Below are 22,489 nucleotides of genomic sequence, written 5' to 3'. Positions count from 1 at the left end.
GTCCGGAGAGACGGTGGTGACGATGAGTGGCTCAGTGGCGGAGCGGGAGCGGAGCGCCGCACCGGGCGGAACCGACCTGCTGACAGTCGGCGTCGAGGAGGAGTTCCTGCTCGCCGACCCGCACACCGGGACCGCCGTACCCGCCGTCGACCTCGTGATGGAGCAGGTACCGGCCGAGCTGCGCGGTCAGGTGGAACGCGAGTTCCAGACCAGCCAGATCGAGATCGGCAGCCCGCCCGGGCTGGAGCTGTCCTCGATCCGGCACTCGCTGTCGATGCTGCGCGCCGAGCTGGCCGACGCGGCCGAGCGGGCGGGCGTACGGCTGCTCGCGATCGGCACCGGGCCGGTCGACGGGCCGGTGCCGCCGGTGGTGGACAAGCCGCGCTTCGACCGGATGATCGAGCGGTTCCGGCTGCTGGTGCCCGGCCCCGGCAACAACGGCATGCACATCCACGTCGGCATCCCCGACCCGGACACCGGCGTGCAGGTGCTCAACCACGTCCGGCCGTGGCTGCCGATCCTGCAGGCGGTCACCGCGAACTCCCCGTTCTCGCGGGGCGAGGACACCGGGTACGCGAGCTGGCGCTCGGTGGAGTGGGAACGCTGGCCGTCGGTCGCGCCCACCCCGTTCCTGGAGTCGCACGAGCACTACGAGCGGCTGATCCGGCAGCTCATCGCCAGCGGCGTGATGCTGGACGAGGGAATGCTCTACTGGTACGCCCGGCTCTCCGCCAAGTACCCCACGGTGGAGATCCGCATCGGCGACGTCTGCCCGTCCGTGGACGACGCGGTGCTGGTGGCGGCGCTGGTCCGCGCGCTCGTCGCCACCGCGCTCACCGACATCGCCGCCGGCCGTCCCGCAGTCAACACCGACCACCACCTGCTGGTGGCGGCGCACTGGCGCGCGGCGCACGACGGGCTGGAGGGCGAGGGCGTCGACCTCACCGACGGTGAGCTGCGCCCGGCCTGGGAGCTGCTGGACCGGCTGGTGGACCGGCTGCGCCCGGAACTGGAGCGGCACGGCGACCTGGACCGGGTGACCGATCTGCTCGGCGGGCTGCGCCGGCACGGCAGCGGCGCGGCGCGGCAGCGGGCGGTGTTCGCGCGTACCGGCAACCTCGTCGACGTGGTCGCGGACGTGGCGCGGCAGACCCGTGGCTGAGCGGCCACGCGGCCGTGGCCCGGCGTGACAGGATGGGCGACGTGGCCGAGCGCATGATCGTCATCGGCGGCGACGCCGCCGGCATGTCGGCGGCGTCGCAGGCGCGGCGCCGCCGCCGCGACCGGTCCGACCTGGAGATCGTCGCGTTCGAGCGGGGGCACTTCACCTCCTACTCGGCCTGCGGCATCCCCTACTGGGTGAGTGGCCTGGTGGAGGACCGGGACGAGTTGATCAGCCGCGACCCGCAGACCTTCCGCGACGAGTTCGGCATCGAGGTCCGCACCCGGCACGAGGTCACCGCCATCGACCTGGACCGCCGCGAGGTGATCGCGCGGGACCTGGACCGCGGCGGCGAGGTCCGCGCCGGTTTCGACACCCTGGTGTACGCCACCGGCGCGTCCCCGGTGCAGCCGGAGTGGGCGCGCGACGACGTGTCGGGCGTGTTCGGCGTGCAGACGCTGGACGACGGCGCGGCGCTGATCGGCTGGCTGGAACGCGAGCCCCGGCCCCGGCACGCGGTGGTGGTCGGCGGCGGCTACGTCGGCGTCGAGATGGCCGAGGCGCTGGTGCAGCGCGGGCTCTCCGTCCAGCTGGTGGAGCAGGCCGACCAGCCCATGTCGACAGTGGACCCGGACATGGGCGAGCTGGTGGCCGACGCGATGCGCGGCACCGGCATCGCCGTCCGCACCGGCCTCACCGTCACCGGGTTGGAGGAGCGGGACGGCCGGATCTCCGCGGTGGTCACCGACGAGGGGCCGATCCCGGCCGACGTCGTGGTGCTGGGCCTCGGGGTACGCCCCAACACCGGGCTCGCCGAGGCCGCCGGCCTGCCGATCGGTCCCTCCGGCGCGGTCCGGACCGACCGCCGGATGCGGGTGCCGGGCGTGCCCGGCGTCTGGGCGGCGGGCGACTGCGTGGAGTCGCTGCACCGGGTCAGCGGCATGCCGGTGCACATCCCGCTCGGCACGCACGCCAACAAGCAGGGCCGGGTGGCGGGCATCAACATCGGCGGCGGGTACGCCACCTTTCCCGGCGTCATCGGCACCGCCGTCACCAAGGTCTGCGAGCTGGAGGTGGGCCGCACCGGGCTGCGCGAGCGGGACGCGCGGGAGGCCGGCTTCGAGTTCGTCACAGTGCTGGCCCAGTCGACGAACCGGGCCGGCTACTACCCGGGCTCCCGGCCGATGACGGTCAAGCTGATCGCCGAGCGGCCCAGCGGGCGGCTGCTCGGGGCGCAGATCGTCGGCTGGTCCGAGGCGGCCAAGCGGATCGACGCGCTGGCCGTGGCGCTGTGGAACGGCATGACAGTGGACGAGATGACAGCGCTCGACCTGGGCTACGCGCCGCCGTACGCCCCGGTCTGGGATCCGGTGCTCATCGCCGCCCGCAAGGCCGTCGACGCGCTCGCCGCGGGCGGCAGATGAGAAGTGTCGGTGGCCGGCGTTAGCGTGTGCGCGCTGTCGCGTTGCCGGTCCGGCACTTCCCCTCGGAGGTAACCCCCCATGTCGCAGGAGACGACCTACCTCGAACTGTCCGAAGTGGACGGTGGAGCGCACAAGTTCTACGAGGTGGTGGTCGACGACACCGCGATGACAGTGCGCTACGGGCGGATCGGCGACCAGGGCCAGGTGAAGACGAGCACCTACCCGGACAACACCCGCGCCCGCGCCGCCGCCGCGAAGAAGATCGGCGAGAAGGTCCGCAAGGGGTACGCCCCGGCCGTGCCCGGCGTACGCCAGAAGCGCACGGTGTCGCGCCGGCAGATCGTCAGCACCCGCTCGACCGCCCGCACCGCCCCGGTCCTCTGGCGGTACGCCTCGGGCGCGCCCGCCTTCGGCATCTTCGTCGACGACCGGCACTGCATGGTCGGCAACGAGCACGGCGTGATCACCACGCTCGACCACGACGCCCGGCTGGTCAACCAGGTCCGGCTGCCCGACGGGGTGAAGTGCATCGTCGCCGACGACGCCTGGGTCTACGCCGGCTGCGACGACGGCAACGTCTACGACCTGTCCGGCAAGGTGCCCCGCGCGGCGTACGCGATCGCACCGGAGATCGACATCTACTGGCTGGACATCCACGACGGCGTGCTGGGCGTGTCCGACCGCGACGGCGGCATCTCGGCGATCGACCACGAGGACGAGTTCCTCTGGCGCCGGCCGGGGCGGGGCCGGTCGGCGTGGATGGTGCGCTGCGACGCCGACGCGCTCTACCACGGCCACTCGCAGGGGGTCACCGGCTACGACTGGCGCACCGGCCGCGAGCTGTGGCACACCGGCACCGGGGCGGTCCTGTTCGGCTGGCAGGAGCGGGACGCCGTCTTCGCCGGCACCGGCACCCGCGAGGTGGTGCGCCTGCGCAAGGACGGCAGGGCCGAGCAGGTCTACCGCTGCGACTCGGCGGTCTTCTCCTGCGCCACCGCCGAGGGCGGCCGGTACGTGTTCGCCGGTGACAGCACCTCCTCGATCTACTGCTTCGACCAGGCCGGCAACCGGTTGTGGAAGCTCGGCACCGGCTGCGGCTCGGCGTACTCGATGCAGTACCACGACAACCGGCTCTACGTGGTCACCACGAGCGGCTACCTGGCCTGCATCGACGCGAGCGAGGCGGCGATCCGGGCGGCCGAGGCGGGCAGCGTGCCCGACGTGGTCGACGTCAAGGCGCCGGCCCGGATGCCCGAGACGGCCGCCTGGACGTCGGTCGAGGTGACCACCGACGACCGCGACGGCGTGCTGGTGCAGTGTGTCGAGCAGGGCGGCCGACTGCGCGTCCACGTCCTCGCCGACGGCTACCGGCGGGACTGGTCGGTGCAGTTCCCCAAGGGCATCCGCGAGCCGGGCGCGCGTTACCTGGTCACCGAGGTCCGCGAGTCCGGCCGGGGCGGCTTCTACCGGGCGTACGGGGACATCCGCCGGCTGGGCTGACGAGACACCGGCCGGGCCGGGCCTGCGGATCGTCGCCGCACCGGTCAGGATGTCCCGATGCGGTGCGACATTCCCGAAGGGCTGCGCTGGGTCGAGCGGACCGAGGCCGGCCGGGCGTGGCTCGCGGAGCTGCCCGGCCGGCTGGCCCACTGCGTCGCGCGGTGGGAGCTGACGGTCGGCCCGCCGTTCGCGTACGCGTTCGCCTCGCTGGCGCTGCCCGCGACGCTGCCGGACGGCACCCGGGCGGTGCTGAAGCTCCAGTACCCGGACGACGACAGCGTCCACGAGGCCACCGCGCTGGCGCACTGGGACGGGCGGGGCGCGATCCGGCTGCTCGCCCACGACGCCGATCGGCGCGCGCTGCTCGTCGAGCGGTGCGACCCCGGCACGCCGCTGCACTCCCTGACGGCCGACGCGGCGCTCGACGTCGCGATCGGCCTGCTGCCGGGGCTCGCGGTCCCGGCCGGTGCGCCGTTCACGCCGCTGGCCGAGGAGGCGGCCGGCTGGGCGGATCGGATGCCTGGCAACTGGCGGCGGGCCGGCCGCCCGTACGAGCGGCGCCTGCTCGACGCCGCGCTCGGGCTGCTCGCCGACCTGGCACCGAGCCAGGGCGAGCAGGTGCTGGTCAACCAGGACCTGCACGCCGGCAACGTCCTCGCGGCCGGGCGCGAGCCGTGGCTGGTGATCGACCCGAAGCCGCTGGTCGGCGAGCGGGAGTTCGCTGTGGTGCCGCTCGTGCGCGGCGCGGAGCTGGGTCACTCCCCGGCGGCGGTCCGGCACCGGCTCGACCGGCTCAGCGCCGAGCTGGGCCTGGACCGGGAGCGGGTACGCGGCTGGGCGATCGGGCAGACGGTGGCCTGGAGCATCGGCGGCGACCAGGTCTTTCCCGGCAACGTCGAGGCGGCCCGCTGGCTGCTCGACGAGATGTGACTCAGCCCGCCTGGCAGGTGGGGCACCAGTAGAGGTTGCGCCCAGCGAGCGCGCCCCGGCTGACCGCCGTGCCGCAGACGTGGCAGGGCGCGCCGGGGCGGCGGTAGACGTACACCTCGCCGCCGTGCCGGTCCACCCGGGGCGCACGGCCGGTCACCTCTGGCAGGTCGGCGTCGCGGACCGTGTCGATCCGGCCCCGCTCCACCGCGCGGGTCATCAGCGCGACCAGGTCCGCCCAGAGTTCGGCCCAGCCGGCCGGCGTCAGCTCCCGGCCCGGCAGCAGCGGCGGCAGGCCGGCCCGGAACAGCGCCTCGGTCACGAAGATCAGGCCGGTGCCGGCCACCACCGACTGGTCGAGCAGCAGCGCGGCCAGCGGGGTGGGGCTGCGGCGGATCCGCGCGTACGCCCGGTCCGGGTCGGCGTCGGCGCGCAGCGGATCCGGCCCGAGCCGGTCGCGCAGCGCCGCCACCTCGGGCGGGGTCAGCAGCTCGCAGGCGGTCGGGCCGCGCAGCTCCAGCCAGTGCCGGTCGCTGTGCAGCCGCAGCCGCACCTGCCCGACCGGGGCGGGCGGCTCCCCCGGCCCGTCGGCGAACTTGCCGTACAGGCCGAGGTGTACGTGCAGCGTCAACTCGCCCGCGTAGTGGTGCAGCAGGTGCTTGCCGTACGCCTCGGTGCCGTCCAGGACGGTGCCGCTGAGACGGGCCGCGCCCTCGGCGAAGCGGCCCTGCGGGCTGTCGGCGTGCACCTTGTCGCCCGCGAACAGCTCGGCGTGGCGGGCGGCGAGGCGGTGGATGGAGTGTCCCTCTGGCACGACCGCCAAGCGTAGTCAGCGGACGGCACCGTCGGCGACGTCGGGCTCTGGGACGACATTGAATCGATGTCCGTCGACTGAAAGACTGGCGGCGGTAGCGCTCGGGAGCCAGTGCGAGCAGCTCGATCCCGCCGGAGGGACAAGCGCGGGGTGATGCGCCACCCCGGTGCCGGGCAGTCGTCTCCGGCGCTCCGCCGTGCCGCCACGGCGGCGACATCGCGGTCCACCACTCCGGCGCCGACCGCCCCCGGCGCCCCCAGCTCGGGAGAGACAGATGCTCCGTACGCTCGGCGCGGCACTGGCCGCCGCCCTCGCCCTCACCGGCCTGGCCGCCTCGGCCGGCGCCGACCGGTCCCCCGCCACCACGACGATGACGCTCGCCTCCGTGGCGACGCCCACCCCGACGCCCACGTTCGCGTGCCCGCCGGCGCTGCCGGTCACCGGCCAGGTGACGGGGGCCACCACCACCAGCGTCACCATCACCTACTGGATGGTGCTCAGCCCGCCCTGCGGCTACGACCCGCCGCTCCTCATCAGCCTCTTCGCCAGCCGCGAGGACGCCACCGGGTGGCGCGATCCGGTGGCCGAGGCGGTCACCGGGCCGGAACGGTCCGGGACGGTGACCATCGGCGGCCTGGCCCCTGGTACCGAGTACTGGTTCCGGTTCGGCGACACCAAGGGCACGCGGGATCCGTACGTGATCGGCGGACCGGCGCGCACGCTGTCGCTCTGCTCCGCGACAGCCACGATCGACAGCAGGTGGGGCGGCGGCTTCGTCGCCACGGTGACGGTGCGCAACGGCGGCACCGAGCCGGTACCGGGCTGGCTCGTCTCGTGGCGCTGGTCCGGTGACGAGCGCGTCCAGTCGATCTGGGGCGGGGTGGCCGAGGGCGCCGGCCAGGACGTCGCGGTCCGCAACGCCTCCTGGAACGGGACGCTGGCGCCGGGCGCTTCGGCGACGTTCGGCCTGCTCGTGGCGAGCAGCGCGACGCCCGCCGCGATCACGCCGGTCTGCGGGCGGTGACCGGCATGCGGTGGACGGCACGGCACGGCGGCACCGGCCGCCTCCTCGCGGCAGGGCTGGCGCTCGCCGTGGCCCTCGCGGCGACGGTGCTGGGGCCGCCGGTGGGTGCGCTTGCGGCGCCTGTGACAGTCACCAACGGCACCCAGTTCACCGACACCACCGGCGCGGTGGTGCACGCCCACGGCGGCGGCGTGCTCAAGGTCGGCGACTACTACTACTGGTTCGGCGAGAACCGCAACCCGGACAACACGTTCCGGGCGGTCTCCGTCTACCGCTCGACGGATCTGCGCACCTGGGAGTTCCGCAACAACGTGCTCACCCAGTCGTCGGCCGCCGAGCTGCGTGTCGCCAACATCGAGCGGCCGAAGGTCGTCTACAACGCAGGCACCGGCCGCTTCGTGATGTGGATGCACAAGGAGAACGGATCGGACTACAACGAGGCGCGGGCCGCCGTCGCCTCGTCGGCCACTGTGGACGGCAACTACACCTACCACGGCAGCTTCCGGCCGCTCGGGCAGCACATGTCGCGCGACATCACGCTCTACGACGACAACGGCACCGCGTACATGATCTCGGCCGCCGACGACAACTACGACCTGCACATCTACCGGCTCACCTCGGACTACCTGAACGTCGCCGCTCTGGTGGGCAACTTCTGGGACGGCGCGCACCGGGAGGCGCCGGCGATGTTCAAGCGGGGCAGCACCTACTTCCTGCTGACCTCGGGGGCGACGGGCTGGAGCCCGAACCAGGCCCGGTACGCCACCGCGCCGAGCATCTCGGGACCGTGGAGCGGCTGGACCGACGTGGGCAACGGCACCACGTTCAACTCCCAGCCGGCCTTCGTGCTGCCGATCCAGGGCACGTCCGGCACCGGCTACCTCTATCTGGGTGACCGGTGGGCGGGTGCCTGGGGCGGCCCGGCCAACGACTCCCAGTACGTGTGGCTGCCGATCAGCTTCCCGACCGCCACCAGCATGAGCCTGACCTGGTACCCGTCCGTCACAGTCGACACGGCGGCGGGCACCGTCACCGGCAACTCGCCCACGTACCACCGCGTCACGGCCCGGCACAGCGGCCGGGTGCTCGACGTGATCAACGGTTCCACCGCCAACAACGCCGAGGTCAAGCAGTGGAGCTGGAACGGCGGCGGCAACCAGCGGTGGGAGTTCCAGGACGCCGGCGGCGGCTGGTTCCGCCTCGTCAACGCCGCGAGCGGCAAGTGCCTCGACGTAGCGAACGCGTCCACCGCCGACGGCGCCAACATCATCCAGTACACCTGCGGCAGCGGCGCCAATCAGCAGTGGCAGTGGGCCGCGCTCGGCGGCTGGTTCCAGCTGCGGGCCCGGCACAGCGGGAAGTGCCTGGACGTGGTGAACGCCGGCACCGGCGACGGCGCGGACGTCCAGCAGTACACCTGCGGTACGGGCACCAACCAGCAGTGGTCACGCACCGTGTCCTGACCGGCGACGATCTCCGCACGCTCCGATGCCGGTCGTCGGAGCGTGCGGAGCGGGCCGCGGGTGTCGATTTCGGCGCACCTGGGTACTTCCTGCATGTCATGCGCGGCCTCCGCGCCTGGATCAGGAGGTGCCATCGTGAAGATCCTGTCCCGCCGGAACTCCCCGGCGACCGATACCAACGGCGACGGCGTGGTCGACGAGCGCGACCGGACCGCCGAGCAGCCGGCCGACCGGCCGGTGGTCACCGACCGCGACGAGGAGCGGACCACGTACCGCAGCGCCGCCACGGCGACCGACGACGAGCGCGCCCGGGACGCGGCGGCCGACCGGGAGGCGCGCGACCCCGGCGCGGCGACGGCGACCGACGGCCGGACGGCGGCCACGACGACCGGTGGCCGGAACGCGACGGCCGTGGACGAGCCGGACGCGGAGGCGCGGCGAAGGGCTGCGGACCGGGGCGCGGCGGCGCGCGCGGTCACCGGCCGGCGGGCCGACGCCGACACGCGGACCCCTCCGGTGACCGACGCCCGGACCGTCGGCGCGACGCCCGCCGCCGAGCGCACCGTCGACCTGGACCGCGACGGCCGCCCGGACCGCACCGACCTCGACTGGGACGGCCGCACCGACCTGGACCGGGACGGCCGGCCCGACGGTACGGACGCAGACCGCGACGGCCGGGTGGACCAGCCGGAGCCCTACACCACCAAGCGTCCCCGGGCCAGCCTGCTCGCCACGCTCGGCCTGATCGTCTCGGTGGTCGGGGCGCTGTTCGTGCTCTCCGGCACGCTCGCCGGGTACGGCATCGGCGTCGGCGCGGCCGGTGCCGTGCTGGCCGTGCTGGGCCTGATCGCCACCCGCCGCCGGCACGTGGCGGGCAAGACCGACGCGCTCATCGGCATCGCGGTCGGCCTGGCCGCCGTGGTGCTCGGCATCGTGGCGATGACCGGCCAGTTCGACTGGCCCACCACCGACGGCGACTGGGTGGGCCGGTTCCGCGAGTGGCTTGACTCACAGTTTGGCAACTGGTTCTGACGGGCACTGTCCCGATCGCCGACGCGGGGCGTCGGCAGCCTGATCAGCTCCGGTGGTTCACCGGCCGGGCAACACCTCTTTCGGGGGCGGCGGTTCGCCGCCCCCGAAGTGTGTCCGGCGTCGACGCAATGATCACTCACCGCTGACCGATTCAACGCAACGATTCGCTGCTCAACGCAACTTCTCGCGGTGGATGTCGTCTACCCGGGCCGCATAACGTTGGACCACGGCGCCAGCCCGTGGGCCGACCGTGGCCGGGCGCGCCCGACACTGGGAGCACGACATGACGATGGACGCCATCCGCCAGCGCTTTCTGATGTGCCGGCCGACGTACTTCGCCGTCGACTACGCGATCAACCCGTGGATGGACCCCACCGCCCCGGTCGACGCCGACCTGGCGGTCCGGCAGTGGGAGCAGCTTCGGCGCACGTACCTCGACCTGGGCCACGAGGTCGACCTGATCGAGCCGGTCGCCGGCCTGCCGGACATGGTCTTCGCCGCGAACGGCGGCACCGTGATCGACGGCAAGGCCATGGCGGTGCAGTTCCGCGACCCGCAGCGCGCCGACGAGGCGCCCGCGTACCGGGCCTGGTTCGAGGGCGCCGGCTTCGAGATGTACGACCCGAAGCACGTCAACGAGGGCGAGGGCGACGTCCTGCTGACCGGCGACCACCTGCTCGCCGGCACCGGGTTCCGCACCGCGCACGCGTCGCACGCGCAGCTCCAGGAGGTCTTCGGCTACCCGGTGATCACCATGCAGCTCGTGGACCCCCGCTTCTACCACCTGGACACCGCGCTGACGGTGCTCGACGAGCGCACCGTGGCGTACCTGCCGGAGGCGTTCTCCCCCGGCAGCCGGGCGGTGCTGCGCCGGCTGTTCCCGGACGCGATCCACGCCACCATGGCCGACGCCGAAGTGCTGGGCCTGAACGCGGTGAGCGACGGGCGGCACGTGGTGCTGCCCGCGCAGGCCACCGACCTGGCCGCGAAGCTGCGCGACCGGGGCTACGAGACCATCGGGATCGACCTGTCCGAGCTGCGCAAGGCCGGCGGCGGACCGAAGTGCTGCACGTTGCGACTCCGTCAGGGAAAGGCGAGCAAGTGATCATCGACGACATGCTGCGGACTCCGTCCGCGGTCCGGGACGCGGAGCGTCACACGGCGCACAACTACCACCCGCTGCCCGTGGTGATCTCGTCGGCCGAGGGCGCCTGGCTGACCGACGTGGACGGCCGCCGCTACCTGGACTGCCTGGCGGGATACTCGGCGCTGAACTTCGGCCACCGGCACCCGAAGCTGATCGAGGCCGCGCACGCGCAGCTCGACCGGCTCACGCTGACCAGCCGCGCGTTCATCCACGACCAGTTCGCCGACTTCTGCCGCGAGCTGGCCGCGCTGTGCGGCAAGGACCTGGTGCTGCCGATGAACACCGGAGCCGAGGCGGTCGAGACCGGCATCAAGGTCGCCCGCAAGTGGGGCTACCAGGTCAAGGGCGTCACGCCGGGCCAGGCCAACATCGTGGTGGCGGAGGGCAACTTCCACGGCCGTACGACCACGATCGTCAGCTTCTCCACCGACGAGGACGCGCGCGCCGACTTCGGGCCGTACACCCCGGGTTTCACAGTGGTCCCCTACGGCGACCTGGACGCGCTGACCGAGGCGATCGACGAGAACACGGTGGCCGTGCTGCTGGAGCCGATCCAGGGTGAGCAGGGCGTCGTGGTGCCGCCGGAGGGCTACCTGCCGGGCGTGCGCCGGGTCTGCACCGAGCGCAACGTGCTGTTCGTCGCCGACGAGATCCAGTCGGGCCTGGGGCGTACCGGCGCGACGTTCGCCTGCGAGCACGAGGGCGTCGAGCCGGACATGTACCTGCTGGGCAAGGCGCTCGGCGGCGGCATCGTGCCGGTGTCGGCGGTGGCCGCGAACCGCGACGTGCTGGGTGTGCTCCAGCCGGGTCAGCACGGCTCGACGTTCGGCGGCAACCCGCTGGCCTGCGCGGTCGCGACCGAGGTGGTCCGGCTGCTCGCCACCGGCGAGTTCCAGCGCCGTTCGGCCGAGCTGGGCGAGCGGCTGCACGCCGGGCTGCGCGGCCTGATCGGCAAGGGCCTGGTAGCGGTACGCGGTCGCGGGCTGTGGGCCGGGCTGGACATCGACCCGGCGCTGATGACCGGCCGGCAGGCGTGCGAGCGGCTGATGGAGCGGGGCGTGCTCGCCAAGGACACGCACGGCTCGACCATCCGGCTCGCCCCGCCGCTGGTGATCACCGCCGACGAGATCGACCACGCGGTGGCGCAGCTCGCCGCCGTGCTGGCCGGCTGAGGCCGTACGCGACGAGGCTCACTCCGTACGCGAGAAGGCGCCGGGACCGCGACGGTCCCGGCGCCTTCGCACGTGCGGTCAGGGACGCGGCAGCCGCATCGCCATGGTCGGCGCCTCGGCCATCACCGAGTTCGGGGCGTACTTCGCGTCGCTGCTCATGTCGTCGGCGCGGCCCACCTGCACGCCCGGGTACAGCTCGATCAGGTCGCCCTCGGCGAGCACCCGGGACTGCTGCGGCGCCAGCGCGAGCCGCTCCTGTTCGGCCATCGAGCCACCCGGGCGCACGCCGGAGCCGTTGGTGCTGGTGTCGGTGACCACCACCTCGCCCACCCGCAACTCCAGGCGGATGTGGCTGCGGCTGATCCAGCGCCGGGCCTCGTCGTTGAGCCACTGGCCCAGCGTCACCCCGCCCGGTCCGTCCGGCGCCCGGCCGACCGCCACCGGCTCGGTCTCGGTGAGCGCGAACCGCTTGCGGACCAGCCCGCCGATGCGCACGGCGAGCACAGCGGTACGCGGGCGCGGGCCGGCGTCGGAGAGCCGCGCGCCGTGCCGGGGGCAGGTCGGCGCGCCGGTACGCAGCGTGGGCGGCGGCTGCTCGGCCGGCACCCGGTCCACGGCGGCCAGGTCGGCGAACGCACCGCCGCCCCCGCCGCCGCCGAACAGCGCGCAGCCCGGCTCGGGGCAGCGCCACTTCCGGGAGAGCACCTTGACCCCGGCCGGCGATCGGCTGCCGGTGGCCGGGTCCTGGCCGCCGCCGACGTGCGCGATGAAGACCGGCCCGCCGGCGCCGGGCACCGGGGCGAGCACCCGGCCCGCCTGCCCGATCCACGGGTACCGCCCGACGAGCCCGTCCAGCCGCGCCCGGGTGAGCACCGGAAGGCCGAGCAGGTCGGCCACCTCCAGCATCCGGTCACCGGGCTGGTCGAGCACCTCCACCAGGCCGTCGTCGGCCCACCGGCGCACCACCATCCGCTCGTTGGAGGTCAGGTCGGCGTCGGACAGCAGCGCCCGGTGCACGATCGCGTAGACCGGGACGCTGTCCTCGCCGATCTGCCGGGACAGCGCGTCGATCACCATCCCGAGTCGCAGCAGGCTGGCCGGACGGCCGCCGTCCAGGTTCTGCCAGCGGATCACCTCGGCCAGGTCGACCACGGCCCGGGCCAGCGACGGATCGGTGCAGACCCGACCCTCGATGGCGTCGAGCACCTTGCTGATCTCGAATCTCATGCCGCAGCTCCGCACGATGTCGTCCCGTGACGCGGCCGGGGCCGGTCGGCCCGCCGCGCCGCGCGCCACCACCGTGGCGCGCCCTCCACCATGCGACGACCCTACCGGCCACCCCCGCCGGCGGCCTCGCGGCGCACTCCGGAAAAGGGGCGCACGCCACCCGGCGGGTGCCGTTACATTGATCGTCCGGCCCCGGTGGGGGCCCTTTTGCGGAGGAACATCACTGATGACGAAACGACGGCTGGCGACCACGGGGGTCGCGCTCGTCGCGGTGCTCGGCCTCGGTCTGACCGGGTGCGGCGACCGGACCGGAGCGGACGCGCCAGCCGAACGGGCCGCCGCTACGGGCTCCGCGAGCCCGGCGACGACGCCGCGTGACGAACTGACCGCCGCCATCGAGAAGCTCAACGAGCAGACGTTGCGGGTCAAGCTGGACTCGGCCATGCTCAGCGCGCACGGTGTGACCGATCCGCGGGCCCGCACCATGCAGACCACCCTGACGATGGCCGCGTTCGGTGAGGTGCGCATGCTGGTCATCGGCGCCGACACCTGGGTCAAGTTCGACGGCGAGCTGGGCGAGCAGTTCGGCGGTTCCCGGAAGTGGCTGCGTATGGACACCGGCAACGGCGTGATGCCGGTGGACGACCCGGGCGGGGTGAAGAAGCTGCTCACAGCAGTGGTCGACGTCCGCCGGTCAGGTGACCGCTCGTACGCCGGGACGCTCGACTACACGCGCAGCGGCGCCAACGGGAAGGCGCTCACGGCGGCGGGCGACAAGGCGAAGGCCCTGCCGTTCACCGCGACGGTGGACGAGCAGGGGCACCTCAGCACCTTCACGATGGACATGACGCCCATCGACGCGTCGCTCGGCAAGATGTCGGTCACCTACTCCGAGTTCGGCACGCCGGTGCGGCTGAGCCCGCCCGCGCCCAGCGCGGCGGAGGAAGCGCCGGCGGAGGTCGCCGCGGCCTTCTCGGGCACCCGGTCCTGACCTGACGCCGGGCGGAGGCGCCCCCACTCGCCCCCGCCCGGCCCGCCCGGCTCAGGCCGCGCGCAGCGGCCGGCCCACGTCGTGCAGGTGCGCCAGAGCCTGCCGGTACGACTCGAACAGCCCGGTCTCCGCGTACGGGACGCCCTGCTCGGCGCAGTACGCCATGACGAGCGGCCGGGCCCGGCGCAGGTTGGCGCGCGGCATGTTCGGGAACAGGTGGTGCTCGATCTGGTAGTTGAGCCCGCCCAGCGCCAGGTCGACGAACCGGCCGCCGCGGACGTTGCGCGAGGTCAGCACCTGCTTGCGCAGGTAGTCCAGCTCGTCGTCGGCGGTGGGCATCGGCATCCCCTTGTGGTTCGGGGCGAACGAGCAGCCCATGTAGAGCCCCCAGAGCCCCTGGTGCACGGCGACGAACAGCAGCGCCTTGACCGGGGACATGACCGCGAACAGCAGACCGAGGTACCCGGCGGCGTGCGCGGCGAGCAGCAGCGCCTCCACCGCCCGGTGCCGCATCGGCACCCGCCACCGTCCGTCCGGCTCCCGGCCGACCAGTGCCTGCACGCTCGCCACGTGCAGCGCCAGCCCTTCCAGCAGGAGCAGCGGGAAGAACAGCCACGCCTGGCGCCGGGCCATCCACCGGCTCAGACCACGCGTCGCCGTGGCCTGCTCGTACGTCCAGACCAGCGCGCCCGCGCCGACGTCCGGGTCCTCGTCGGTGTGGTTCGGGTTGGCGTGGTGCCGGTTGTGCTTGTCCACCCACCAGCCGTAGCTGAGCCCGACCGCCAGGTTGCCGGCGACCAGTCCGGCCGCCTCGCTCGGCCCGCGCCGGCGGAACATCTGCCGGTGCCCGGCGTCGTGGCCGAGGAACGCCACCTGCGTGGTCGCCACCGCCATCACCACCGCCAGCGGCACCTGCCACCAGGAGTCGCCGACGAGCGCCACCACGACCCAGCCGGCCACGAACGCGCCGAGCGTGAGCGCGATCCGCAGCGCGTACCGGCCGGGCCGCCGCTCGAACAGCCCCGCCTCGGCGATCCGGCGGGACAGCCGCGCGTAGTCGCTGCCCCGCCGTGCCGCGGGTTCCGTCGACGTGGAAGTAGTCATGTCGCCCCCGATGCCGCGAGCCACGCTCCGTACGCGACTCTCCGTCACCGATTCTGGCGATGATCGTCGCCGTGGGTAATCCCGCAGACCCCCGGCTACGGGGTGGTGCTGTCCCTACCCCTGCGGGCCGGAGCGGCGCAAACGATCTTCGTCACACTGCAGCAAGCCCTCTTGCCGGTGGGCGCACCCCCTCTGACCAGCTAATCTGTACGTAAAGATGAGGGCCATTCATCCGAACGGTCAGCCGTGCCGGACGCACGGACATCGACAGACGGGAGACAGCGCGGTGCGTGGATTGACGGACAAGGTGGTGTTGGTGACGGGCGGCGGCTTCAGCCCGGACCAGGTTGGCTCCGGACTCGGCATGTCCATGTGCGTCGAACTGGCCGCCGAGGGCGCGAAGGTGGTCGTCTCCGACCTCTCCCTGGAGCGCGCCGAGGCGACGGTCACGCGCGTCAGGGAAGCCGGCGGCGACGCGGTGGCGGTGGCGGCCGACGTCACCGACGAGGACTCGGTACGCGCCATGGTGAGCGCCGCCCTCGACGCGTACGGGCGCATCGACGTGCTGGTGAACAACGCCGGCGTGTTCGGCGCGTACGTGCCGCTGCTGGAGATCGAGAACGACCAGTGGGACCGCGTCATGGAGGTCGACCTGAAGGGCGTCTTCCTCGCCACGAAAGCCACGCTGCCGCACATGCTGGAGCGCGGCAAGGGTGTCGTGATCAACGTGTCGTCGGCGTCCGGCGTGGTCGCCAGCGAGGTCGGCGCGGAGTACACCACCGCCAAGCACGGCGTCATCGGGCTCACCAAGCAGATCGCCTACGACTACGGCCACCAGGGCATCCGCGCGGTCGGCATCGGTCCCGGCGTGATCAAGACCGCCGCCTTCGAGGGCGCGGAGATCACCAGCGACTTCCCGTTCTACGACCTGACCATGCAGGCGCCCGCCGGCCGGTACGGCGAGCCGCACGAGATCGCCCGGGCGGTCTGCTTCCTCGCCAGCGACGACGCGTCCTTCATCCACGGCCACACCATCCCGGTCGACGGTGGTTCGCCGATCAGGTGAGACGCACCGGTGCCATCCGAGCCCGGTTCCCGGTCGCGGACGCCGGGTGGCGTCTCGTTCAGACACCACCCGGCCCGCGAGCCACGGCGAACTCTCCTGCTACGCGCTATCCGTCGAAGCTGGACAACGCCCTGTTCGCAGCCTCCACCACTGCCGGCCAACCAGGTGCCCGCAGATAGGCTTCGTCAGGAAGCTCGGTGCCACACTCGTGGAAGAGCGAATCGAGCGCCTGGGCCAATCCCCGCAGTGCATCAGCTTCCTCCTGAGATCTCAGGTATATGCCGATCGCTGCGTCCGGATCCTCCAAGACCTGCGTGTCGTCGTAAAGGATGTGGATGCGATGGGTGAACTCGTCGTATCCGCCGGGCGGCAGTTCCCTTCGAACCCATGCCGACCACTGATGAGCCGGGTCTGCCAGGGCTTTGACGGCCCGAACCATCTCGTTCCTCAAGTCGCGGAACCGGACCTCACTCATGGCTTGCTCCAGGACGACCAGCCTCGCCACTCGCTGAGAGGGATATGGGCATTCGTCGGATCTTGATCAATGGCACCCAACGCCCTTCTCTGTTCGCCCTGCCGGCACCCACGCCTGCCCCGCTACGCGTTGAGCTCTCGGGACCGCTTTCTCTGCCCCCTTCGCGGCGTCGATGCAGCGGAGCAACAATTGCCGCTGATCAATTTTGACGCGACGAAGCCCTCTCACCACAGTGGGTGAGAGGGCTTCGCCGCCCCGCTCAGCCGAGCCGGGCGACCGCGTCGCGCAGCCGGACCACGTCGCGCCGGCGCCGCTCGTAGGTGGCGGCCAGCCCGATCAGCAGCAGCCCGCCGAGGCCCAGGAAGATCCAGCGCGGCAGCAGGTCCCAGCCTCGGGCCAGCTCGTGCAGCGCCAGCGGCACCAGCGTGGCCGCACCCAGCACCACCGGCGCCTGCCAGCGCCGGGCCGCCCCGGCGAACACCACTGCCACTGCCGCCGCGCCGAGCGCCAGCCGCCGCCACGGCTGCGGCTCACCGAGGACCAGCACCGACACCAGGCTCGGCAGCAACGCCGCGCCGAGCCCGGGGCCGAGCGCCAGCCAGCTGGTCAGCCCGGGCCGGTGCCGCAGCGCCAGCACCCCGGCGCCCAGGGCGAGCGCCGCCGCCGGCAGCGTGTACGCCTCCAGCACGACCACCCCGCGCGCGGCGAGCACCAGCCAGCCGCCGACCAGCTCGCTGCCCGCGGCCACCGCCGCCAGCGCGCGACGCCCGGCCGGCGACTCGCCCCGGCGCAGCACCCGGACCGCGACGGCCACGCCCCACAGCACGCAGACCGCCGCCGCGTGCCGCAACGAGCCGCCCGCGAGCAGCAGCGCGAGCAGCGCCACGGCCTGCGCCGACGCCTCCAGCGCCCACGCGCCGGCCCGCCCTGCGCCGGCGCCGTCCGGGCCGCCCGATCGGACCAGCCGCAGCAGTGGCGCCGCGTGCAGCGTCACGGCCGCGACGGCGAGGACCGCGAAGGCTCCGGTACGCAGCGGCTGCCCGGCCGTGAGCGACGCGACGACAGCGAACCCGGTCGCCGCCGTGACGGCGCCCAGCCACCCCACAATCCGGACCACCGCCGGCCGTCCGGCCACCCCGGTCACCGCACCGGCCACCACCAGCACACCGAGCGCGGCGAGCGTCGCGGCGCGGGTGGCGAGCAGGCCGCCGAACCCGGGAACGGCCAGCACCACGCCCAGCGGCACGAGCACCGCCCGGTGCGCACCGGTGAGCGCGGCGGCCAGCAGCGCTGCCAGCCCGATCCCGAACGCCACAGCCGGCACCACCGGCCACGGCGCCCCGGCCGCCTCCGCCAGCACGGGCAGCGCCACCGCGCCGAACGGCGACGCGGCGAGCCACCACGCGACGCGGCGATCCGTCGCGGCGTACGCCCCGGCGGCGGCACCCAGGAGCAGCAGCACCAGCCCGGCGCGGGCGGTCTCGGCGGACGCCGTCGCGGCGGCGGGCACCCCGGCCCCAGGCCGCACCGGCAGGTTCGCGAGCACCAGCAGCGCGGTCCACGCGCCGGCCAGCAGAGCCAGTCCGGCAAGCGCGGCACCCACCGCGCGCGGCGCGGCCGCCGGCCGGGAGCCGGCACCGGCGGCGAGCGCCAGCAGCACCCCCACCGCGGCGTACAGCGCCACCGGTTCCCCGCCCGGCGCGACGAGCGGCCCGAGGCCGACCCCGGCGAGCGCCACGGCGAGCCCCGTCGAGGCGTACCCGCTCAGGTCGGTCCACAGGCGACGGACGGCGAGGACGACGACCACCGGCACCACGACGGCGGCGGTCGCACCGCGCAGCTGCCACCAGGCCGGCGCGCCGAGGCCGAGCAGCGCGACCGCCACGCCCGCCGGTACGGCGAGCAGCGCCACCGCGAGCGCGACGCCGCCGACGACCGGCTGCGCGCCCTGTCCGCGCCGGCCCAGCGTGGCGAGCGCCGCGCCGAGCACCACAGTGACGGCGAGCACGGCGACGGCACCGGCCGGGGCGGCGCAGCCGACCAGCAGCGCGTGCCCGAGCAGCACCGCCCCGGCCGACGCGGCGGCCGGCACGACGACCCGTCCCCCGCGCGGCCGGACCACCGCCGCCAGCAGCAGCGCGGTGGCCGCCGCGAGGTCCACGACCAGCACCAGCGGCCACGGCGTCGCCGTCACGGCCGGCACCGCGAGGGCGACCAGCCCGGCGGCCGCCACGCCGGCGAGCGGCCGGACGGCCCGGGGCGTCAGCAGCGCGACCGCCCCGGCGGTCAGCAGCAGGGCCACCGGAAGCTGCCAGCCCCAGGACGGCACCGGCACGTCCCGGCCGCCCTGCCAGGCCGGGAAGCCGGCACTCGCGGCGGCCGCGCCGACCACGCCGGTGAGCACGACCGCGACCTGGCCCAGCGCGGCGGCCACCGCGAGCGCGCCCACGAGCGGGCCGGTCCGGACCGGCGCCGGCAGCGCCCGGACCGCACCCGCGAGCGCCGCCACCACCAGGCCGGCGGCGAGCAGCAGCAGACCGGGACGCAGCTCGCCGACCGGCCGGACCAACGCGACCGCGAGCACCGGCACCAGCAGCCCGCCGGCCGTCGCGCGCCAGAGGCGGCCACCCGCGGCGAGCGCGCCGGCGACCACTGCCAGCGCCACCACCAGCAGCGGACCGCCGGCCAGCAGTGGGGTGCCCGCCGCGCGGCCGAGCGCCAGCGGCACCAGCGCGCAGCCGGCCGCCAGGACCAGCGCCACGCCGTGCCCGGTCCAGCCCAGCACCCGCCCGGCCACCAGCGCCGTGCGACTGCCGGAGGTACGACGGCGCAGCGCCACCACCACCGCGAGGTCGCCGAGCGCCACGGCGGTCAGCACCAGCGCCCAGCCGGCGGCAGTCGGCCGGAACGCCGCAGCGGCCAGCGGCAGCACCGGCTGCGCGAGCAGCCACGCCGCGAACCAGGGCGCGGTGAGGCGGCTTACCAGGGCGTACCCGGCCGCCACCGCCGCGCCGACGGCCGTCACCAGCGCCGCGTACCGGCTGCCGGGCAGGCCGGTCACCCCGAACAGGTCCACCGACCAGGCGGCGTACCCGTCCAGGACCACCAGGAGCAGCGCCACCGAGGCGAGCGTCTCGGCGGTGCCGCGCAGCCCGCGCGCCCGGGCGACGAGCGGCGCGACCAGGGCGAGCGCGGTGACGGCGAGCAGGATCAGCGCCCGGCCGGCCACCCCGAACGTGGCCCACGCGACGGCGGTGAACACCACGGCGGCAGTGCCGAGCAGCAGTCCACCGAGGACGAACAGCAGGCCCTGGACCGCGCGGGTGGAGGTCTCCGCACCGCCGGGGCGTACCGCGGGGGTGGGTGGAACCGGAACCGGACGCGGCGGCGTCGGCGCCGGCAGCGGCGCGGGACCGGCGGCGCGCGGCGCGGGGATCTCCTGGCGGATCCGGGCGGCCAGCGCCGCCCGCCGCTGCCGGGCCGTGACCAGCCGGCCGGACAGATCCTGGTACGCGAGCCGGGCCGCCTCGACGCGCGGCGCCAGCTCGGTGATCTCCCGGTCCAGCCGGACCACCTCGGCGGCGGGCGGGTAGGGCGGACGGCCGCAGGTGCGGCATCCGGCGACGAGGTCGGCCGGGGCGCCGCAACCGGGGCAGGGGTAGCCGGTGTTCTCCACCCCGCCAGCTTCGTCAGCGGCGGGGCGGACGGACAGAGTAGGAGTACCTAGGGCCGGGTCTGCTCGTGTACCCAGGTCGTGTACGCGGGGTTGCCGCTGTCCTCCCGGCTGACCAGGATCTCCGGCACCTCGTACGGGTGGTTGGCGCGGAGCTGGTCGACCAGGGCGTCGACCCGGTCCGGTGCGGTCTTGAACCGCACCTGCCACTCGGCGGTGGTCTGGATCGCCGACTGCCACCAGTAGGTGCTGTCCACCGGGCCACCGACCTGGGCGCAGGCCGCGAGCCGGCCGGCGACGGCCGCGGCCGCCAACACGTCCGCCACCCCGCGGGCGTCCACCACAGTCGTCACCACGCAGATCTGGTCCACCAGCGCACCCTACGCGGCGGACCTGGCACCGCGCTGAACACGCGCGGCGATTCCGCTCAGGCGTCGTCGGCCGCGCCGTTGCGGTTGGCCGCGATCCAGGTGTCGATGCGGGCCCACCAGTCGAACAGCCAGTCGATGCGTTCCTGCTCGCCGGCCGGGACCTCCTCCGGCGGCACCGACCAGAACCGCATCACGATCCGCTTGTCCATCGGCAGCTCGCGCCACACGTCCGCGACGGTGAGCATCTGGTCCAGGCCGGTGTGCGCCACGAAGATCACCCCGGCGTCCGGCGCGGCGTCGAGCGCGGCGAGCAGCCCGCCCGGCTGCGGGGCGAGCACGTGCTGCATCCGCTCGGCCCGCCGCGCCATCCGTTCCAGGCCGAGCGACCGCAGCCGGTCGATCGCGCGCAGCCGCCGCGACGGGGTGAAGTTGCCGCCCTCCGGGAAGATCACGAAGGCGTCGTCGTCGTCCAGGCCGGTGGCCAGGTGCGCGATCTGCCGCACCACCGACCCCCGCCCGTCCGGCCCGGCCGCGATGAACCGGTTGGGCAACCGGTTGAGCAGCACGTCGATGGCCGGATCCCACTGGAGCGTCTCCTTGAGCACGATCCGGGGTTCCCGCTTGAACCAGTTCACCAGCGCGTGGATCAGGATGAACGAGTCGCCCGGCCCGGCGTGCCGGCAGACCACCAGTTCGGGGCGGCCCGGCAGGGCGGTGTCCGGGTCGGTGCCGACCACGTCGATGCTCAGCCGCAGCGTCCACCGGGCCTGCCAGAACATGAACCGCAGGAACCAGCCGGCCAGCACGTAGTGGGCCCGCTGGAAGGCCGGCGCGCGCTTGTACGCGCCGAAGCCCGAGGCGAGCCAGAGCAGGAACAGGGCGAGCAGCGCGGCGGCGTCCCAGACCAGGTAGACGGTGCCGATCCAGAGCAGCCGCAGCGGGCGCAGCCGTCCCGGCACCAGCGGGGACGCGGCGAGCGCCAGCAGCGCCCAGCCGGGCAGCGTGGTCACCACGAAGACGGCCAGCAGCACCACTCCAGGAGCGAGCACCAGCCGGCGTAGCCAGCGGGGTGGCAGCGGCATTCAGCGCTCCAGCGCGGTGTCCAGGTATCGGCGGGAGGCAGTGTACGCCCGGCTGATCCGCCGTCCCACCGCCGCCGTGTCCCGGTACGCCCACGGGCTGTCGTCGCGCGGCTCCAGCCCGCCGGTGGGCAGCACGTGCACCTCGACGTCCTCGGGCAGTGCCGCCATCTCCCGCGCGAACCGGTGCCTGCGGGCGATCTCGAACGCCACCTGGGCGATCTCCCAGGGGCGGCGCGGCGGGCTCAGCTCGCGTTCGATCCGGCCCACCTGGAGTACGAAGATCTGCTTCGCGCCGAGCAGGACCGCCTCGCCGACCGGGATCGAGTTGACCACCCCGCCGTCGATGTAGTGCTGGCCGTCGATCTGGGTCGGGGGCAGCAGACCGGGCACCGAGGCGGACGCGAGCACCGCCGGCACCAGCGGTCCGGTGTGGAACCAGTGCTCGGCGGCACGCTCGATGTTCGCGGCGCAGCAGCGGAACGGCACGGCCAGGTCGGCGAAGGTGGTCTCCTCGCCCAGCGTGCTCTCCAGCAGGCGGTACAGCGGGCGGGGCGAGTGCAGGTGGGTACGGGCGGCGAACCGGCGCAGCTGCCGGGCGACCGAGTCGCCGTACACCTCGCTGGCCTCGGGTGACGCCCAGAGCCGGACCAGCCGGTCGGTGACCGCCTCGGTCGGGTCGGCGGCGACCAGGGCGCCGTTGACCGCGCCGATCGACGTGCCCAGCACCAGGTCGGGTTTGATCCGCGCGCGGAACAGGGCACGCAGCATCCCCACCTCGACCGCGCCGAGCACTCCCCCGCCGCCGAGCACGAACGCCACCGGACCCGCTGCCATG

19 protein-coding genes are annotated in these 22,489 nt (G+C 74.1%); 11 read left to right on the top strand and 8 right to left on the bottom strand.

Features of this window, described 5'->3' with window-relative positions:
- Positions 1–13: 13 nt before the first annotated feature.
- From ACN27C_RS13640 to ACN27C_RS13625, 4 genes are all read left to right on the top strand, one after another.
- The gene (locus ACN27C_RS13640) at positions 14–1,162 is read left to right on the top strand and encodes a carboxylate-amine ligase (protein ID WP_121683805.1); all 1,149 of its coding nucleotides are present in this window, start codon (positions 14–16) and stop codon (positions 1,160–1,162) included.
- A 41-nt stretch (positions 1,163–1,203) separates the two neighbouring features.
- Complete coding sequence (locus ACN27C_RS13635) at positions 1,204–2,586, top strand: FAD-dependent oxidoreductase (RefSeq protein ID WP_358176274.1); 1,383 nt, start codon at positions 1,204–1,206, stop codon at positions 2,584–2,586.
- Positions 2,587–2,664: 78 nt separating this feature from the next.
- Positions 2,665–4,086, top strand: a complete 1,422-nt coding sequence (locus ACN27C_RS13630) for a WGR domain-containing protein (protein WP_422751289.1) — start codon at positions 2,665–2,667, stop codon at positions 4,084–4,086.
- A gap of 57 nt (positions 4,087–4,143) precedes the next feature.
- Positions 4,144–5,016 (top strand): aminoglycoside phosphotransferase family protein, encoded by an 873-nt coding sequence (locus ACN27C_RS13625; protein ID WP_422751288.1) that lies wholly within the window; start codon positions 4,144–4,146, stop codon positions 5,014–5,016.
- 1 nt (position 5,017) lies between these two features.
- On the opposite strand, the gene ACN27C_RS13620 is transcribed toward ACN27C_RS13625, so the two are convergent.
- Positions 5,018–5,827, bottom strand: coding sequence for an Fpg/Nei family DNA glycosylase (locus ACN27C_RS13620; protein WP_422751287.1), 810 nt, complete (start codon positions 5,825–5,827; stop codon positions 5,018–5,020).
- 274 nt (positions 5,828–6,101) lie between these two features.
- Between ACN27C_RS13620 and ACN27C_RS13615 the strand changes: the two genes are divergently transcribed.
- The 5 genes from ACN27C_RS13615 to rocD all read left to right on the top strand — a co-directional run bounded on the left by ACN27C_RS13615 (position 6,102) and on the right by rocD (position 11,665).
- On the top strand, positions 6,102–6,851 hold the full coding sequence (locus ACN27C_RS13615) for a cellulose binding domain-containing protein (protein WP_422751286.1): 750 nt from the start codon (positions 6,102–6,104) through the stop codon (positions 6,849–6,851).
- Between the two features lie 5 nt (positions 6,852–6,856).
- The gene (locus tag ACN27C_RS13610; RefSeq protein ID WP_422751285.1) at positions 6,857–8,314 is read left to right on the top strand and encodes an RICIN domain-containing protein; all 1,458 of its coding nucleotides are present in this window, start codon (positions 6,857–6,859) and stop codon (positions 8,312–8,314) included.
- Between the two features lie 135 nt (positions 8,315–8,449).
- Positions 8,450–9,346 carry a thrombospondin gene (locus ACN27C_RS13605; RefSeq protein WP_422751284.1) on the top strand — a complete coding sequence of 299 codons (897 nt, stop codon included), beginning with the start codon at positions 8,450–8,452 and terminating at the stop codon, positions 9,344–9,346.
- Positions 9,347–9,635: 289 nt separating this feature from the next.
- Positions 9,636–10,451 carry a dimethylargininase gene (gene ddaH / locus ACN27C_RS13600; RefSeq protein ID WP_422751622.1) on the top strand — a complete coding sequence of 272 codons (816 nt, stop codon included), beginning with the start codon at positions 9,636–9,638 and terminating at the stop codon, positions 10,449–10,451.
- The gene (gene rocD, locus ACN27C_RS13595) at positions 10,451–11,665 is read left to right on the top strand and encodes an ornithine--oxo-acid transaminase (protein WP_422751621.1); all 1,215 of its coding nucleotides are present in this window, start codon (positions 10,451–10,453) and stop codon (positions 11,663–11,665) included. The genes ddaH and rocD overlap by 1 nt, the downstream gene beginning before the upstream one ends.
- 78 nt (positions 11,666–11,743) lie before the next feature.
- Here the strand turns inward: rocD and ACN27C_RS13590 are convergent, their stop codons facing one another.
- Entirely contained in the window at positions 11,744–12,892 is a 1,149-nt protein-coding gene (locus ACN27C_RS13590) for an FHA domain-containing protein (protein ID WP_121683827.1), read from the bottom strand.
- Between the two features lie 226 nt (positions 12,893–13,118).
- Between ACN27C_RS13590 and ACN27C_RS13585 the strand changes: the two genes are divergently transcribed.
- Complete coding sequence (locus ACN27C_RS13585; RefSeq protein ID WP_422751283.1) at positions 13,119–13,883, top strand: hypothetical protein; 765 nt, start codon at positions 13,119–13,121, stop codon at positions 13,881–13,883.
- A 51-nt stretch (positions 13,884–13,934) separates the two neighbouring features.
- On the opposite strand, the gene ACN27C_RS13580 is transcribed toward ACN27C_RS13585, so the two are convergent.
- Complete coding sequence (locus ACN27C_RS13580; protein WP_422751282.1) at positions 13,935–14,987, bottom strand: fatty acid desaturase family protein; 1,053 nt, start codon at positions 14,985–14,987, stop codon at positions 13,935–13,937.
- Positions 14,988–15,273: 286 nt separating this feature from the next.
- On the opposite strand from ACN27C_RS13580, the gene ACN27C_RS13575 reads away from it, so the two are divergent.
- Positions 15,274–16,053 (top strand): SDR family NAD(P)-dependent oxidoreductase, encoded by a 780-nt coding sequence (locus tag ACN27C_RS13575; RefSeq protein ID WP_120573308.1) that lies wholly within the window; start codon positions 15,274–15,276, stop codon positions 16,051–16,053.
- Positions 16,054–16,159: 106 nt separating this feature from the next.
- On the opposite strand, the gene ACN27C_RS13570 is transcribed toward ACN27C_RS13575, so the two are convergent.
- The 5 genes from ACN27C_RS13570 to ACN27C_RS13550 all read right to left on the bottom strand — a co-directional run bounded on the left by ACN27C_RS13570 (position 16,160) and on the right by ACN27C_RS13550 (position 22,488).
- On the bottom strand, positions 16,160–16,528 hold the full coding sequence (locus ACN27C_RS13570; protein WP_422751281.1) for an SCO4402 family protein: 369 nt from the start codon (positions 16,526–16,528) through the stop codon (positions 16,160–16,162).
- 259 nt (positions 16,529–16,787) lie between these two features.
- Positions 16,788–20,204 carry an SCO7613 C-terminal domain-containing membrane protein gene (locus tag ACN27C_RS13565; RefSeq protein ID WP_422751280.1) on the bottom strand — a complete coding sequence of 1,139 codons (3,417 nt, stop codon included), beginning with the start codon at positions 20,202–20,204 and terminating at the stop codon, positions 16,788–16,790.
- A gap of 47 nt (positions 20,205–20,251) precedes the next feature.
- Positions 20,252–20,572, bottom strand: coding sequence for a divalent-cation tolerance protein CutA (cutA, locus tag ACN27C_RS13560; protein WP_104114519.1), 321 nt, complete (start codon positions 20,570–20,572; stop codon positions 20,252–20,254).
- Positions 20,573–20,628: 56 nt separating this feature from the next.
- Positions 20,629–21,654: a 1-acyl-sn-glycerol-3-phosphate acyltransferase gene (locus ACN27C_RS13555; RefSeq protein ID WP_357896730.1), complete on the bottom strand. Its 1,026-nt coding sequence runs from the start codon at positions 21,652–21,654 to the stop codon at positions 20,629–20,631.
- Entirely contained in the window at positions 21,655–22,488 is an 834-nt protein-coding gene (locus ACN27C_RS13550) for a patatin-like phospholipase family protein (protein WP_091422409.1), read from the bottom strand.
- Between the last annotated feature and the right edge of the window lies 1 nt (position 22,489).

It is taken from the genome of Micromonospora sp. WMMD1219, from assembly GCF_049315215.1.
Classification (GTDB): Bacteria; Actinomycetota; Actinomycetes; order Mycobacteriales; family Micromonosporaceae; genus Micromonospora; species Micromonospora tulbaghiae.
Note: the sequence above shows the minus strand (reverse complement) of the source record. Positions and strands in the feature narration are given on the sequence as shown.

Bases quoted from the DNA above. Each gene is read 5' to 3' on its own strand.
- ACN27C_RS13630 (WP_422751289.1), top strand. From the start codon at position 2,665: ATGTCGCAGGAGACGACCTACCTCGAACTGTCCGAAGTGGACGGTGGA.
- ACN27C_RS13625 (WP_422751288.1), top strand. From the start codon at position 4,144: ATGCGGTGCGACATTCCCGAAGGGCTGCGCTGGGTCGAGCGGACCGAG.
- ACN27C_RS13615 (WP_422751286.1), top strand. From the start codon at position 6,102: ATGCTCCGTACGCTCGGCGCGGCACTGGCCGCCGCCCTCGCCCTCACC.
- ACN27C_RS13610 (WP_422751285.1), top strand. From the start codon at position 6,857: ATGCGGTGGACGGCACGGCACGGCGGCACCGGCCGCCTCCTCGCGGCA.
- ddaH (WP_422751622.1), top strand. From the start codon at position 9,636: ATGGACGCCATCCGCCAGCGCTTTCTGATGTGCCGGCCGACGTACTTC.
- ACN27C_RS13590 (WP_121683827.1), bottom strand. From the start codon at position 12,892: ATGAGATTCGAGATCAGCAAGGTGCTCGACGCCATCGAGGGTCGGGTC.
- ACN27C_RS13585 (WP_422751283.1), top strand. From the start codon at position 13,119: ATGACGAAACGACGGCTGGCGACCACGGGGGTCGCGCTCGTCGCGGTG.
- ACN27C_RS13580 (WP_422751282.1), bottom strand. From the start codon at position 14,987: ATGACTACTTCCACGTCGACGGAACCCGCGGCACGGCGGGGCAGCGAC.
- ACN27C_RS13570 (WP_422751281.1), bottom strand. From the start codon at position 16,528: ATGAGTGAGGTCCGGTTCCGCGACTTGAGGAACGAGATGGTTCGGGCC.
- ACN27C_RS13555 (WP_357896730.1), bottom strand. From the start codon at position 21,654: ATGCCGCTGCCACCCCGCTGGCTACGCCGGCTGGTGCTCGCTCCTGGA.
- ACN27C_RS13550 (WP_091422409.1), bottom strand. From the start codon at position 22,488: ATGGCAGCGGGTCCGGTGGCGTTCGTGCTCGGCGGCGGGGGAGTGCTC.